The organism is Halonatronomonas betaini, from assembly GCF_015666175.1.
Classification (GTDB): domain Bacteria; phylum Bacillota; class Halanaerobiia; order Halanaerobiales; family Halarsenatibacteraceae; genus Halonatronomonas; species Halonatronomonas betaini.
The window spans coordinates 321,367-334,895 of the sequence record NZ_JADPIE010000001.1 but is presented as its reverse complement, the minus strand read 5'-3'; the positions used below and the strand labels follow the sequence as shown (position 1 = coordinate 334,895).

Sequence of the window (13,529 nt, the reverse complement as noted above, 5' to 3'; positions counted from 1 at the left end):
TAGCTTGCCTATCCTTTCGGCCCAGCCCCAATTTTCCTCCAGTTCTGCTCCAGGTCTGCTCCGGGATTGCTCCGGCTTACTACCAGTTATTAAATATATAATAGCTAATTCAAATGATTAAAAGATTCCATGACCAATTATACCATTTAAACCACTGGCCAGTAAATATCAGGGTGGTGCATTGAATAAATTTTTCTGCTAAATATAAAATTAATAGCCAGAATCAGGCTAAAAGCTGCCACAAAAAGATAGTCGAGAGACCTAAATAAATTGTAACTCCAGTAATATCAGTTATAGTCGTTAATACTGGCCCGGTCATCATCGCCGGGTCCTTTCCAATCTTTTTTATCAAAAATGGAATTGTCCCGCCAACTACACCGGCAACAATAACATTAAAACCCAGAGCAATACCTGCAATCAGGCCAATCATAGGCTCCCTCTGTAAAATATAAGCAATTATTGCAAAGAGAGAACCTAAAGCCAGTCCATTAATCAGGCCTATAGATAATTCCTTCCTTAACACCCTCTTAACATCATCAATCTGAACTTCACCTAAAGCAATACTCCTGATTGAGACCGATAGAGCCTGAATCCCAACATTACCACCCATATCAGTAATCATCGGTATAAAGGCTGCCAGAATCGCAACCTGAGCAATTGTATCCTCGAACGTGCTGATAACAGCCACAGCACCTAGATTCAAAAAAACATTGGCTGCCATCCAGGGCAGCCTCATCTTAATAGCATCCTTTGGTGGAGTAAAATAGCTCTCCTCTGCTGAGGCTCCAGAGATACTAACAAAATCTTCAGCCAACTCTTCAGATAATAAATCGATAGCCTCATGGAGGGCCATAACTCCAACCAGTCTATCCTGAAGGTCTAAAACAGGGAGTAATTTAAATTTACGATATTTCATTAAGCGAGCTGCCTCAATAGCCGGCTCATTAACCCTGGCAACATGAACCTTAACCGTCATTATATTCTCCAGCCTCTCATTTCGGGCGGCAAAGGCCAGCTCCTGAACTGAAACTACCCCCAGTAATTTATCATCTTCATTGATTACATAAATATAATCTGTATTATCAATCTCACCTCTGGCTTTGCTTAGCATATCAATGGCATCTTTCACCAGGTCATCTTTAAAACCAGTCAGAAAATCCTTTTCCATATAGGCTCCAACTGATTCCTCTTCATAGGTTACAATCTCTTCAACATCATCCTTATATTCATTTGGTATCAAAGCCCAGTACTTATCCCTCTCATCCTCAGGTAAATGAAGAATAATATCTGCAATTTCATCATCTTCCATCTCAATAAAAACTTCCTGAACAAACTCTGAATTCAACTCCTGCAGCAGCTCAACTGCCAGCTCCTCAAGCAAGTATGACAAAACCCGGGCTGACCTGACAGGTCCTAAAGCTTCTAAAAAAGGTAGCGCAGTCTCTTTAGGGGCCTCACTGATTATATCCACCAGGCGGCGATTAGAAAGCCTGGCAGCTATTCTCACCGCCGCTGGAATATCCCCTGAATCCAATTTTTCCTGAATTTCAGCAATATTTCTATTCAGCTGTTCAGTATCTAGAAGCATCCCTTAACCTCTTCCTCTATTTTGGCAGGCTGCAGAAGGGCAAGCTGTCTAAAGCTATATTTTTCCCTTAAAACAGAAATTATATTACAGGCCTGGGCACCATCAATATCCTGGTTATAATAGGCAGCAACCTTATCAACCTGATTATCAGGCCCTAATAACTCTCTGGCAAATTCCCTGGCAAAACCAATTTTAAAATATTTCCAGCGCTGACCTTCACCATCAGGCACCCCGATTTTCTGCCTGAAGCTATCAAAATAATAATAGCCAAGCTGCAGACCAACCAGACTTCTTAAAATCGTAGTATCCTGCCAGCCTTCTCTAGCAATCGCAACCAGATCAAAATAAATTGCCGGGCGATTGCCATAGCTTGATACATAGGCCAGATCTTTACTTACTCCTATTGAAATAAGGAAATATGTCTGTAAGTTTTCCTGAAAAAGATCAGCATCCCGGTCATAGACAGACCTGATCGCACCTAGCAAATTGCTCCTGGCTGCCATTACCCTATTAAAATTCTGATTAATCCAGGGAAATATCTCCTCTCTGGCATATTCACGCCATTCAGCATCATCTTCATAGCCAGCTAACTGCCAGTTTTTAATCTCTGGCCAGTCAGTGATATAATCTGTCCTCCACCTTTCAATCTGAATCTTAACTGGCTCCTTGGCAGCAGTCTGCCAGAGATCAAAAAAATCTGGATAGGTATCAATTATTTTATAACCTTTCATATCTATTCCTCCTTATTTTTTGGCACCACTAAATTTTCCTGAGTTAGATTAATAGTCTGGGTCGGGAAGGCAAAACTAATATTTTTCTCCTTGAAAATCTCTTTCAGCTCAAAATTTATCTCCTGCTGAATGTCCATATAAGTGGCATAATCCTTATCCTGAACATAAAAAATCACTTCATAAATCAGTGAATAATCGCCATAGGCGTGAAAATGAGCCCGATCAAACTCCGTCTTATTTTTAGTTTCAATTATCTCCTTTACAATCCCTGGAATCTCCTTTAATTGCTCCAGAGGTGTATCATAGGTCACCCCAAATTTAAAATTAATCCTCCTCCGCCGCATCCTGCGAAAGTTATGAATTCTAGAACTTGTTAAATCAGTATTAGAAAAGACTAACTGTTCCCCTGTTAGGCTTCTCAGCCTGGTCGATTTTATTCCAATATATTCTACCACCCCTCTAAACTCTCCAATCATAATATAATCACCGATCTCAAAGGGCTTGTCTATAAAGATCGTAAAATAACTAAAGATATCCTGAAAAATCGACTGGGAAGCTATACCGAGAGCAATACCACCAACACCTAAACCGGCCAGAAGCCCGGATATCCTTATATTAAGGTTATCAAGAATAAAAACTACTGCAATAATCCAGGTTACAATTTTGGTGAAACTTTCAGTAATAGTCAAAAGTTTATCCTGGTCAGCTGTATCTTCCTGTCTGGCCAGGTACTGTTTAAAGAAATAAATAATCACAAATTGAATAAAAATCACAAATTGAAAAGTTGTTGCTATCAGAACAAAAAGATAAACTCCCTGTTCAATAATATCCGGCAAAAATAATTGCTGAAAGGCTGTATAGATAATCGAAATTTTAATTAAAGCGATAAGCCTTTTATCAATCTGCAGCAAAAATTTATCGACATCTGGCCACCTGGCCGATACCCTATCATGAATCTTACAGCTTATATATTTATTATATAAAAAGATTCCACCCCAGCCTACCGCTATCATTAGCAAAAAATTAATAACTGATATAAGAGTATTCTCTGCTACTAAAGTCCTGAAAATTTCTATGAACATCTAGCCACCCCCTGGCATTTTAATCACAACAACTTCTATCTGCAGGACAACTTCCTGAACAGCTAGAATTTTTAGAACCTCCTAAAAGGCCGACCCTATCGAAGGTTTGAAAGATATTATCACTTTTGCATTCTGGGCAATTTATCACTTCATTTTCTTCTTTCTGGCTAATAGTCATCTCCTTTTCGAATTTATGTTCACATTTTCTACATTTATAAGAATATACAGGCATTATCTTTCACCTCCATTTTATAGATTCTATTTTATTATTATAACAAATTCTGATATAATTAAAAATTAGAATTAGATAACTTTTGAGGTGTTAATAATGAGACTTGTTAAGGTCGATAAATTAGAGAATGATATGAAACTGGCCAAACCAATTTACAATAAAAACCAGTGTCTTTTAACAGCCGGCCAGAAAAACTTAAATCAATATAAAGAAAAATTCAATGAACTTGGTATAAATTATCTTTATATAAAAGATGAATTTTCTTATGATATTGAATTAAAGGATTCAGTCAGCCAGCAGGTCAGGGAGAAGGGCATCAGACTAACCAATCAGATATATAGCAACCTTTTAGACGATCAGGAAATAGATAATCAGGATATCAGAAATCTAAAGGCCTATGTAAATGATATGATCGATGAAATCCTTGCCAATAATAAAATCATGATCAATATGATTGATATAAAAAATAAAGACAATTATACCTTCGCCCATTCAGTAAATGTAACTGTGCTTTCAGTCCTTCTAGGCAATAAGATAGGCTTAAATAGATTACAACTTGAAAAGCTGGCCCTGGGTTCTATCTGCCATGATCTTGGAAAATCAGGAATCCCTGAAGAGATCCTGAAAAAACCTGGCAAATTAACTGAAGAAGAATACAATATTATTCAGGAGCACCCAAGACTCGGTTTTGAAAGATTAAGAAATCTTTCAGAGATAACCCCAACCTCTCTGGCCATAGTTTTAGGTCATCATGAAAAACTTGATGGCTCTGGCTATCCAAGAGGCATTGAAGCCGATGATATCCACCTATTCCCTAGAATAACAGCTATTGCAGACGTATATGATGCATTAAGTAGCGATCGAATCTATCGAGAACGCTGGCCAATAGATAAGACCCTGAGCCTCATTTATAATGAGCGAGGAGTTCATTTTGACCCTGAACTGGTCGATAAATTTATTACGATCATGCCCTTTTATCCCAATGGCTGTAAAGTTAAACTCAATGACGGCAGAAGAGCAGTTGTTGTCAGCCAGAATAAAAATAAGCCGTCCCGGCCTAATATCAGGATCCTTGATAAGAGCAAAAAATGGCAGGAAAAGATAGATCTATCTGCCACTAAAGAGCTAAAAATCCAGCAGGAGATAATTTAATTACCTTCCAGGTAATTTTCTAGTTCCTCTGCTGGAGCCGGCCTGGCCAGGAGGTAACCCTGTGCCCGATCACAGCCTTTATCTCTAACAAACTCCAGCTGGGCTTCATTTTCAATCCCTTCAACAGTAATATTTAAACCGATAACCCTGGATAATTCTATAATTGAGCTTAATATCCTCTTTTCCTTGCCATCTGAGAGGATATTGGCAATAAAAGAGCGGTCTATTTTAATATTATCTATCGGCATCTTTCTCAAATAGGTTAAAGATGAATAACCGGTCCCAAAATCATCAAGGGAAACTTTAACCCCTAATTCCCTGAGTTCTTTCAGGACTTTTATATTTTCATCCATATTTTCCATAACATCGCTCTCTGTAATCTCAACCTCCAGATTACTGCTATCTAAGTTATTATTATTTATCTCTTTAACCAGGCTGTCAAAGAATTTAGCATCGTCAAGCTCTTTAGCTGAGATATTAATTGCAATCGAAAAACCATTATAACCCCTGGCCAGCCACTGCTTTTTTTGCCGGCAGGCCTCTTTAAATACCCAGCGGCCAATCTCAGTAATCAGACCTGTCTTTTCTGCAAAGGGAAGAAATTCAGCTGGAGATACATAACCTGCTCCTGGCTTCTTCCAGCGGATTAAAGCCTCAACTGTTTTAACCTTATTTTTTTCCAGGTCAAAGAGCGGCTGATAGAACAGCTCAAATTCTTCATCCTTTATCGCCTGCCTTAAATCCCTCTCCAGTTTCAATGAATCCTTGATCCTCTGCTCCATCTCTTTTTCATAGAACTTATAACTATTTTTCCCCTTCTCTTTGGCATTATACATGGCTATCTCGCCATTTTTAATCAATTCAGCTCCATCATCTGCCTGCTCAGGATAGCTGGCAAAACCCAGGCTGGCTGAAGAAAAAATATAATGGCCATCAACATTTATAGAATCTTTAAAGATATCTAAAATATTATTAATCAGTTCAATACCTGTTCCAACTGCCTGCTTTTCCCTGTAAACAATTCCAAACTCATCTCCCCCTAAATGGAACAACTGATAATTCTCAGGTAAAACTTCCAGCAATTCCTTCCTTACCTGAATAAGTAGCTGGTCTCCAAATTCATGGCCATGAAAATCATTGATCTTTTTAAATTCATCAAGATCTAGCATAATATAATTAATTCTATTAGAGGATTCCCCTGAAATTAGCTCCTCTATTTTCTGATGGAGCATATTTTTATTAGGAAGGCCTGTCAGATCATCATAATAGGCCTGCTGATAAATCTTCTCTTTCCCCTCATTTAATTCATCTATCTTCTCCTCCAGCTCCTCCTCAGTTGCCAGCAGTTCCTCATAGGTGCTCTCTAATTCATTATAATTATCATATAATCTGATGGCTAAAAATTTATAGCTTTTAATTCTCTCTCTTAAAGTGTAAAATAGTAAATATGAGGTCACAGAAACAAAGAAAATACCTTTATAGGTCTGAACCATGGAAATAGCATCAGTATCATTAAATAAAAGGACAACCAGCTGGTCTGAGACCATTATCCAGAGTCCGGCTATTAAAAGATAGGCAAAGGCTATCTTCCATGAATCATATTCAGGGGAGATATTTGCAGGTTCAGGGATATCATGTTCTAAATCCAATGAAATCAACACCTTTCTAGATTTATACTGGAGTTATTTCAGCAATTTCTGGTGGAACCAATTCTTTTAGCTCAACTTCCTGGTCGGCATTTCTGGCACCTAATTCAAGGTGGGATAAAGCAATACCACAGTCAAGATATGGTGAAACCCCACCTTTAGCTTCCTCTGTGCTGGCCTGTATAATTAATTTATTATCTTCCACCTTAAATAGCCAGGGCTGCCGATTAACTGCTGAAGGTGCCTGCCTGGCCGCTTTTATAGCTGACTTTATCCAATCAGGCCAGTCCTCAATATAGTCAGGATGACAGAGCTCAGCAAGGTTCTTTCTTTTTGTACTGCCAGTTACTTTTTTCATTATTTTTTCTGAAATAGTCTTTTTTTCTCTGGCCTCTCCTAAAGAGATTACAGACATGATCTCATAATTATCAGGAAACTCTAGTTCTGCTTTGATTTTATCAGCATTATAGAAACCACCGATCCAGCAGGTATCAATATCCATTGAGGTTGCCTGTAAAACAAGGAGTTCTCCTGCATAACCGGCCTGAATTTGATAATTTTTATCTGTGGGATCTGCCAGAATAACCGCATAACTCCAGGCACCTGAGATCAAACCATAAAAACCAAAAATATTTTTCATGATACGCTCAAACCCTTCAGGCCTGATTATTATTTTAACTGCAGGAACTTCCTGCTTTAGTAATTCAACTTTTTCTCTAAGAGTTTCAATCTGAGACTGGCTGATCGGTTTAGACTTATATTTTCTCCTTGATTGCCTGGTCTCTATCGCCTTATATAGTTCTTTAATATTACTTAAAGGTAGATTCATTTTATCAAATCCTTAAAATAAAAGTATTTTTCTATACATTCCTAATTATTATTTCTCAATAAAGCTTTAGATTCCTGCATAAATTGAAAATTTGGAGGTTTTTTTATGCCATTTCAGATAATATTAGAACAGATTATTGCTTTATTCTTAATTCTTTTCTTCGGTTATTTCTTAAGATCCAGAGAAGTTATCACCAGAAAGGGCCAGCAGTTTTTATTTGATCTATTAATCGATTACATATTACCCTTTTTGATAATTTCGGCAATGACAGTCGAGATTAGTCCTGAATTAATTGAAAACACAAAGATACTATTTATCTGCTGGGTTTTTGTTTACCTGGCATTAATCGTTTCCGCTAATATCTTCAAAAGATTTATCAGAGCAGATGACAAAAAACAGAGAACCTTTGAATTTCTAATTATTTTTTCTAATGTCGGTTATATGGGCCTACCAATTATTGGAGCAGTCTATCCTGAAACCGGCCTCTTTTATGGTTCTTTAGGAATGATACCATTTAATATTGTTATCTGGACCTATGGAATTTATTTATTATCGGCTAGAAAGAAGGAGAATTCGGATCGCTTGCAGAATATAATAAATAACGGTGTAATAGCCCTGGGAATTGGTTTCATTTTATTTATAACAGGCATTAATCTGCCTGGACCTATTTCAGAGGCTGTTGATATGGTTGGAGATATGACTTTCCCATTATCGATGCTGGTTATTGGAAGTTCTTTATTCGGAATCAATATCAAAAGAGTTATCCTAAAGCCTAAACTGGTATTTCTAAGTCTATTGAGATTATTAGTTATTCCTGTACTTTTATTGCTGGCACTAAGTTTTTTACCGATACCAGAAATACTGGTTGGAATTATTGTTATTCAGGCTGCAATGCCGATTGCTGCTAATAGTGTAATCTTTGCCGCCAGATATCAGGGCGATTATCAGATGGCATCTGAAGCTGTATTTATAACTACTCTTTTTGGTATAATTAGTATTCCGTTGATCATCTGGCTAATCAATTTCATTTGACATTAAGTGGTTTTTATTTTATAATGTACAATTGTGCTGGGTAACAGCATTAAGGAGGAATTTATTATGAGTCAAAAAGAAGAAACCCAATCTAATGATAAAATTGAAGAAAATGAAGAGAACGAAGAAAAAGAATATGATCTTTCCATTCCTGCCGGTGCAGGTATCGACGATCCAGTCCGTGTTTATCTAAAAGAGATGGGGAAAGTTGATCTCCTTACTAAAGAGGAAGAAGTTGAGCTGGCTCAGCGCATTGAAGCAGGCGATGAACAGGCCAGACAGGAGTTAACTGAAGCCAATCTAAGGCTTGTTGTTAGTATTGCAAAGAAATATGTTGGACAGGGTATGTCATTCCTGGATCTAATTCAGGAAGGAAATAAAGGTTTAATGAAAGCTGTTGAAAAATTTGATTATACCAAAGGATATAAATTCAGCACCTATGCAACCTGGTGGATCAGACAATCTATCACCAGATCCCTGGCTGATCAGGCCAGAACTATCAGAATACCTGTTCATATGGTCGAAACCATGAATAAATTAAAGCGGGTAGAAAAACGGCTGAATAAAGAACTGGATAGAGAACCGACTCCAGAAGAGATCGGCGAAGAAATGGATATGGAGCCTGAAAAAGTACTGGAGGTCAAAAAACTAACAATCAATCAGCAGCCTGCCTCACTGGATACACCAATCGGAGAAGAAAATGACAGCCAGTTAAAGGACTTTATTGAAGACCAGGATTCTCCATCACCAGATCTCTTAGCTTCTTCAGAGCTATTAAAGGATCAGCTGGATAATGTTCTTGATACTTTAACTGATAGAGAAAAACGGGTTATCGAATTAAGATATGGCCTTGAAGATGGCAGACAGAGAACCCTTGAAGAAGTTGGCACTGAATTCGGGGTAACTAGAGAGAGAATCAGACAGATACAGGCCAAGGCTTTAAGAAAGCTAAGACACCCAACAAGAAGTAAAGAATTAAAAGGTTATTTAAAACGCTAAAATTTTAATTAAATCACTATAAATATAATGGCAGCCGAGAGGCTGCCATTTTTTACTTATTCATCTTTATTAAATTCTACATATTCCAGTCTTGTCTCCAGAAATCTTGCCAGTGTATAAATTACATCAGAAAGTCGATTAACATATTTCTGTATCTCTTCTCTAATTTCGGCATCCCTGCTTAAGGTTACAATTCTTCTCTCAGCCCTCCGACAGATTGTTCTGGCCTGATGGAGAGTGGCTGATGCCCGATTACTCCCTGGGATTATAAAGCTAGATTTTTCTTCTTCATTCATTCTGGCAAGGTATTTATCGATTATATCTTCAAGTTCTTCTATCTCTGGCTTATCTATTTTTTCAGGAAAGGTTGTGCCATCTGTAGTTGCCAGTTCCCCTGCAACATCAAAGAGCTGGCGCTGAATTTTAAATACATACTTGCTAATTTCTTCATCTGAAATAAATGTTCTGGCCATCCCCAGGGTTGAATTCAACTCATCAATAGTCCCATAACTTTCAACTCTAATCGAGTCCTTGGCCACTCTGGTATTATCATAAAGACTGGTTTCACCTTTATCCCCGGTTTTTGTATATATTTCCATAAAAAATCACCTCTATTTCAATTTTTTAAAGTATACCATAATTTTATCAGATTATCCAGTAAGTTAATTACTTTATCCTGATAGATTAAATAGCCCGATTCTTAACGATTCCTCTTAAAAGTCGGCCAAGAATATCTGAACCTGTAATAACCTTTTTCTGGTCTGACCAGAGCAGAATTATATCCTCATCAACAACATCATCCTGGCTATGCTCCGGGTTTACCTTTAATTTAGGGATTACCTGCTCCAGTGATTTAGTTTCATCCCTTACTATTATTGGACGATGGCAGTGGCGATAGGGATTAAAACTTTTATTATTAAATAAAGCATCTCTAATAAATTCATCAGAGTTTAAAGCCATCCTTGGCTCACCGTCCTGATCAACAAGAATAAGCCATTTAGTATCTGGCAACTCAACTCTTTTTAAGAATTGGTCTTCAACATCAGGTTTAATCTCAGGAAAGACAGGTTTGCCAGCCTTAAATTCTAACTGAATTATACTCTTGGGTTCGATAGGCTCCCCTTCTTTTTTAATCGGTAAATCATCCAGCGCCAAAAAGTTTAAAGCTCCTTTTCCCTCCATCTCCTGGATCTCGGTCTCAGATGACCGCATATGCAGCTTAACCAACTCCCGCAGATCCTCTTCACGATAATAGCTTATAGCCTCTTTCCCAAGCCAGCGATCCAGTAATAGGGCTGTCGGTTTGGCCACTGGAAAAAGAATGAATTGATAAAATTTTAAAACTGGAGATAATTTAGCCGCCATCTTAATGGCATTTCTAGAAAAATAAGCCTGAGGAATAATCTCACCAACAATCGTTATAACGACTGTAGAAAATAAAAATGCTAAAACTCCAGCCAGTACAGAGCCTGAAAGGAGAGATAAAAGAACATTTACAGCCACATTCCCCCATAATATAGTTACCAATAAAAAATTGGCATCATCCCTTAATTTCAGGATCTTTTTAGCTTTTTTATTATCCTTTTCTACCTCAAGCTCCAGCTTTAATTTGCTTATATTAAAAAAAGCCAGATTAAGGCCGGATAATATACCTGACTGGGACAGGCAGATAAAGATTCCTATCCAGATTATTACTTCCATTAAAATCTCCCCTATTTATATCTATTTGCAAATTCCCTTTTGATTTCCTGTAAAAGCCCTGGATCTTCAATAATATCAAGTGCTGTTAAGACCAAAGCACCAATCGCCTTCTTCATCTCCTGATATGCATATTCAGATTTAGTCGCATCTCTAAACTCTCTTGAATGGCCTGTCAGTTCATCTTCAGTTATAGCAAAATATGGCTGAATCGTCGGACAGACATGACTGACATCTCCAGCATCTGTTGAGCCAGTTGCCTCATCATTATCATAAATCTCATCAACCCCCATCTTCCTTATATTTTTAATATAGGTCTCAGATAACTTCTGATTTGTTATCAAATTTAAACAGGGGGTTTCATAATAACTGGTCTCCAATGAGGTTCCAGCTGCAAGGGAAGCACCTTTAGCAGCATTCATTAGTTTCCCTTCCAGTTGATTTAAATATGATTTTGTTTCAGCCCGGATATAGAAATTTGCAGCTGCCAGATCTGGCACTATATTGGCTGCCTCACCTCCATTGGAAATAATCCCATGAATTCTGGCATCCTTTTTTAAGTGTTCTCTCATTGCATTTATATTATTAAAAGTATTGATTGCCGCATCCAGAGCATTAATACCCTCTTCAGGGCTTGCCGAGGCATGTGAAGTCTTACCCCTGTAAGTAAATTTAATCGCCTTTAAAGCCAGGGATTTGCCACTCTTATAATGATTGGACGAAGCATGGACCAGCATTGCCACATCTACATCATCAAAGGCACCTTTATTGACCATTTCTACTTTACCTGCATAGGATTCTTCTGCAGGAGTTCCAAAAACTATAACTCTGCCTCCAGTATCATCAATTAAATCCTTTAAGACAAGCCCTGCCCCGGTGCTAACTGTTCCTAAAATGTTATGGCCACAGCCATGGCCGATACCTGGCAGGGCATCATATTCAGCTAAATAAGCAATAGTCGGCCCGGCTTTCCCTGAATCATATTCTGCTTTAAAGGCAGTATCCATATTTAAATAAGGCCGCTCTATCTCAAAACCATATCTTCCTAATAGATCTGTATGGGCTTTACTTGCCTTATATTCCTGGTTACCTAATTCAGGATTATCCAGAATAAACTCATTTAAAGTAATCAATTCTTCTTCAATATTTATTATCTTTTCTTTCAAAATATTAAGTTCCATGATATCACTCCATCATTAATTTTATTATTGCTATCTGCTATTGAATTCTATATGATTAAGATAAATCCTTTAATTATTTAATAAAAATGTTTCTAAACTAACAATTTTTATTATATAATTATGTTATAATTTTAATTATGGAGGTGGATTAATTGAAAAAATGGAAACTGAAATTAAGTAGTTTATTTATTGTGCTGGCTTTAGTCTTTACACTTGGAAATACAGTTCAGGCTGCAACTTTAGATGACCTGCCCCTGCATCTTCTTGAAACACCTACAGAATTAAGTCAATTAATAAGCAGTTTTTCTAAACTTGAATACTCAATGACCATGGATGAGGCTGGAACAGTCGAAGAGCATACTATCGAATACGAATTTTTAGGAGTAGAGGAAGTAAATAATGTCCAGGCTGATAGAGGAAGAATTATTCCTAGAGGTGAAATGGAAGAAGCGGCAATGAATTTCTGGATGGCTGATGGAGAAATAGTTAAACTTGAAATGGGAGGCCAGGAAATACCTGCTGAAATGGCCGGAATGTTCGCCAACGAAATGCTTGATTTTGTCTTTCTCCCCTTCTCATTCTTTAATCAGGCCGACATGGATGAGTTAGAAGATGAAAATGTCCGCAACATTGAGATCTATACCGAGACAATTGGCGATCTTGAATTAGAAGTATACGAAATTGAATTAACTAATATTGATGATTTTGATTCAGGCTTTTTAAGAATGGCAGAATATGAGGGCATGCTATTATTGATCGGCTATGACTATTATGAAAATGGCAATGAATACAACTTCACCGTAAATAATATTGAATTAAGATAAATAATTTAGAAATGTATAAGACCTGAGTTATTTTAACTCAGGTCTATTATATGTAAATCAATTAATCAATATTTAAAAGCTCCAGATTGCGTTCAGCATCAAATTTGCGCACAAGGTTATGATTAATAATTTCCAGAATAATAACTTCCCCAACTAGCCAGGTTTTTAAACCTGCTCGAGAACAACCGGTAATTGTTTGCTTTTTGCGCCCGGCAGCAGAATGTAAATGCAGTTTTGGCTTACCCTCTTCATCAGGAAAAATTGTTCCAATACCAACTGCTTCACTTATCCCAGCTAGCTCTTCAATAATAGGATTAATCTCTTTTGAGTTATTTTCTTCAGGACCAGTTACAAACTTACTCCCTTTTTGAAGACCACCTAAAAAGAAGAGAATTGCAGAAGAAATAGACTCTTTCTCTGCCATTCTTTCAATATCTTCAGGAATCTTATCGCCATCTTCTAATCTGGATACAAAAACTCTACCTCTATCGGCTTCAGTATATTTCAATTATGATACCTCCCGAAATAAAATGCA

At 37.3% G+C, this 13,529-nt stretch carries 14 protein-coding genes; 4 read left to right on the top strand and 10 right to left on the bottom strand.

Going from position 1 to position 13,529, the window contains the following annotated elements:
- Positions 1–223 precede the first annotated feature (223 nt).
- The 4 genes from mgtE to I0Q91_RS01690 are packed head-to-tail and all read right to left on the bottom strand — an operon-like array spanning position 224 to position 3,633.
- Complete coding sequence (mgtE, locus tag I0Q91_RS01705) at positions 224–1,588, bottom strand: magnesium transporter (RefSeq protein WP_270452453.1); 1,365 nt, start codon at positions 1,586–1,588, stop codon at positions 224–226.
- Positions 1,579–2,319 carry a hypothetical protein gene (locus tag I0Q91_RS01700; protein ID WP_270452451.1) on the bottom strand — a complete coding sequence of 247 codons (741 nt, stop codon included), beginning with the start codon at positions 2,317–2,319 and terminating at the stop codon, positions 1,579–1,581. The genes mgtE and I0Q91_RS01700 overlap by 10 nt, the downstream gene beginning before the upstream one ends.
- Positions 2,320–2,321: 2 nt before the next feature.
- A complete protein-coding gene (locus I0Q91_RS01695) occupies positions 2,322–3,401 on the bottom strand; it encodes a mechanosensitive ion channel family protein (RefSeq protein ID WP_270452450.1) in 1,080 nt (359 codons plus the stop codon).
- A 19-nt stretch (positions 3,402–3,420) separates the two neighbouring features.
- Entirely contained in the window at positions 3,421–3,633 is a 213-nt protein-coding gene (locus I0Q91_RS01690; RefSeq protein ID WP_270452449.1) for an FmdB family zinc ribbon protein, read from the bottom strand.
- Positions 3,634–3,729: 96 nt separating this feature from the next.
- On the opposite strand from I0Q91_RS01690, the gene I0Q91_RS01685 reads away from it, so the two are divergent.
- Entirely contained in the window at positions 3,730–4,785 is a 1,056-nt protein-coding gene (locus I0Q91_RS01685) for an HD-GYP domain-containing protein (RefSeq protein WP_270452448.1), read from the top strand.
- Here the strand turns inward: I0Q91_RS01685 and I0Q91_RS01680 are convergent.
- On the bottom strand, positions 4,782–6,434 hold the full coding sequence (locus tag I0Q91_RS01680; RefSeq protein ID WP_270452447.1) for a putative bifunctional diguanylate cyclase/phosphodiesterase: 1,653 nt from the start codon (positions 6,432–6,434) through the stop codon (positions 4,782–4,784). The genes I0Q91_RS01685 and I0Q91_RS01680 overlap by 4 nt on opposite strands.
- 22 nt (positions 6,435–6,456) lie before the next feature.
- Positions 6,457–7,260 carry a nitroreductase family protein gene (locus tag I0Q91_RS01675; RefSeq protein ID WP_270452446.1) on the bottom strand — a complete coding sequence of 268 codons (804 nt, stop codon included), beginning with the start codon at positions 7,258–7,260 and terminating at the stop codon, positions 6,457–6,459.
- Positions 7,261–7,365: 105 nt separating this feature from the next.
- On the opposite strand from I0Q91_RS01675, the gene I0Q91_RS01670 reads away from it, so the two are divergent.
- Together I0Q91_RS01670 and rpoD are read left to right on the top strand one after the other, a co-directional pair.
- Positions 7,366–8,292 (top strand): AEC family transporter, encoded by a 927-nt coding sequence (locus I0Q91_RS01670; protein WP_270452445.1) that lies wholly within the window; start codon positions 7,366–7,368, stop codon positions 8,290–8,292.
- A 66-nt stretch (positions 8,293–8,358) separates the two neighbouring features.
- Positions 8,359–9,291 (top strand): RNA polymerase sigma factor RpoD, encoded by a 933-nt coding sequence (gene rpoD, locus I0Q91_RS01665; RefSeq protein ID WP_270452444.1) that lies wholly within the window; start codon positions 8,359–8,361, stop codon positions 9,289–9,291.
- Between the two features lie 56 nt (positions 9,292–9,347).
- Here the strand turns inward: rpoD and I0Q91_RS01660 are convergent, their stop codons facing one another.
- The 3 genes from I0Q91_RS01660 to I0Q91_RS01650 form a co-directional block, all read right to left on the bottom strand.
- Positions 9,348–9,890, bottom strand: coding sequence for a cob(I)yrinic acid a,c-diamide adenosyltransferase (locus I0Q91_RS01660; protein WP_270452443.1), 543 nt, complete (start codon positions 9,888–9,890; stop codon positions 9,348–9,350).
- An 85-nt stretch (positions 9,891–9,975) separates the two neighbouring features.
- Positions 9,976–10,992, bottom strand: coding sequence for a DUF21 domain-containing protein (locus I0Q91_RS01655; protein ID WP_270452441.1), 1,017 nt, complete (start codon positions 10,990–10,992; stop codon positions 9,976–9,978).
- 11 nt (positions 10,993–11,003) lie between these two features.
- Positions 11,004–12,170, bottom strand: coding sequence for a M20 family metallopeptidase (locus tag I0Q91_RS01650; protein ID WP_270452440.1), 1,167 nt, complete (start codon positions 12,168–12,170; stop codon positions 11,004–11,006).
- A 152-nt stretch (positions 12,171–12,322) separates the two neighbouring features.
- Here I0Q91_RS01650 and I0Q91_RS01645 point away from each other — a divergent pair, with 152 nt between their 5' ends.
- Positions 12,323–12,994 carry a hypothetical protein gene (locus tag I0Q91_RS01645; RefSeq protein ID WP_270452438.1) on the top strand — a complete coding sequence of 224 codons (672 nt, stop codon included), beginning with the start codon at positions 12,323–12,325 and terminating at the stop codon, positions 12,992–12,994.
- 61 nt (positions 12,995–13,055) lie between these two features.
- Here I0Q91_RS01645 and I0Q91_RS01640 read toward each other — a convergent pair whose 3' ends face one another.
- On the bottom strand, positions 13,056–13,502 hold the full coding sequence (locus I0Q91_RS01640) for a PPC domain-containing DNA-binding protein (protein ID WP_270452436.1): 447 nt from the start codon (positions 13,500–13,502) through the stop codon (positions 13,056–13,058).
- Between the last annotated feature and the right edge of the window lie 27 nt (positions 13,503–13,529).

Excerpts from the sequence above, each read along its gene's own strand:
- mgtE (WP_270452453.1), bottom strand. The coding sequence starts at position 1,588 with ATGCTTCTAGATACTGAACAGCTGAATAGAAATATTGCTGAAATTCAG.
- I0Q91_RS01700 (WP_270452451.1), bottom strand. The coding sequence starts at position 2,319 with ATGAAAGGTTATAAAATAATTGATACCTATCCAGATTTTTTTGATCTC.
- I0Q91_RS01695 (WP_270452450.1), bottom strand. The coding sequence starts at position 3,401 with ATGTTCATAGAAATTTTCAGGACTTTAGTAGCAGAGAATACTCTTATA.
- I0Q91_RS01690 (WP_270452449.1), bottom strand. The coding sequence starts at position 3,633 with ATGCCTGTATATTCTTATAAATGTAGAAAATGTGAACATAAATTCGAA.
- I0Q91_RS01685 (WP_270452448.1), top strand. The coding sequence starts at position 3,730 with ATGAGACTTGTTAAGGTCGATAAATTAGAGAATGATATGAAACTGGCC.
- I0Q91_RS01675 (WP_270452446.1), bottom strand. The coding sequence starts at position 7,260 with ATGAATCTACCTTTAAGTAATATTAAAGAACTATATAAGGCGATAGAG.
- I0Q91_RS01670 (WP_270452445.1), top strand. The coding sequence starts at position 7,366 with ATGCCATTTCAGATAATATTAGAACAGATTATTGCTTTATTCTTAATT.
- rpoD (WP_270452444.1), top strand. The coding sequence starts at position 8,359 with ATGAGTCAAAAAGAAGAAACCCAATCTAATGATAAAATTGAAGAAAAT.
- I0Q91_RS01660 (WP_270452443.1), bottom strand. The coding sequence starts at position 9,890 with ATGGAAATATATACAAAAACCGGGGATAAAGGTGAAACCAGTCTTTAT.
- I0Q91_RS01655 (WP_270452441.1), bottom strand. The coding sequence starts at position 10,992 with ATGGAAGTAATAATCTGGATAGGAATCTTTATCTGCCTGTCCCAGTCA.
- I0Q91_RS01650 (WP_270452440.1), bottom strand. The coding sequence starts at position 12,170 with ATGGAACTTAATATTTTGAAAGAAAAGATAATAAATATTGAAGAAGAA.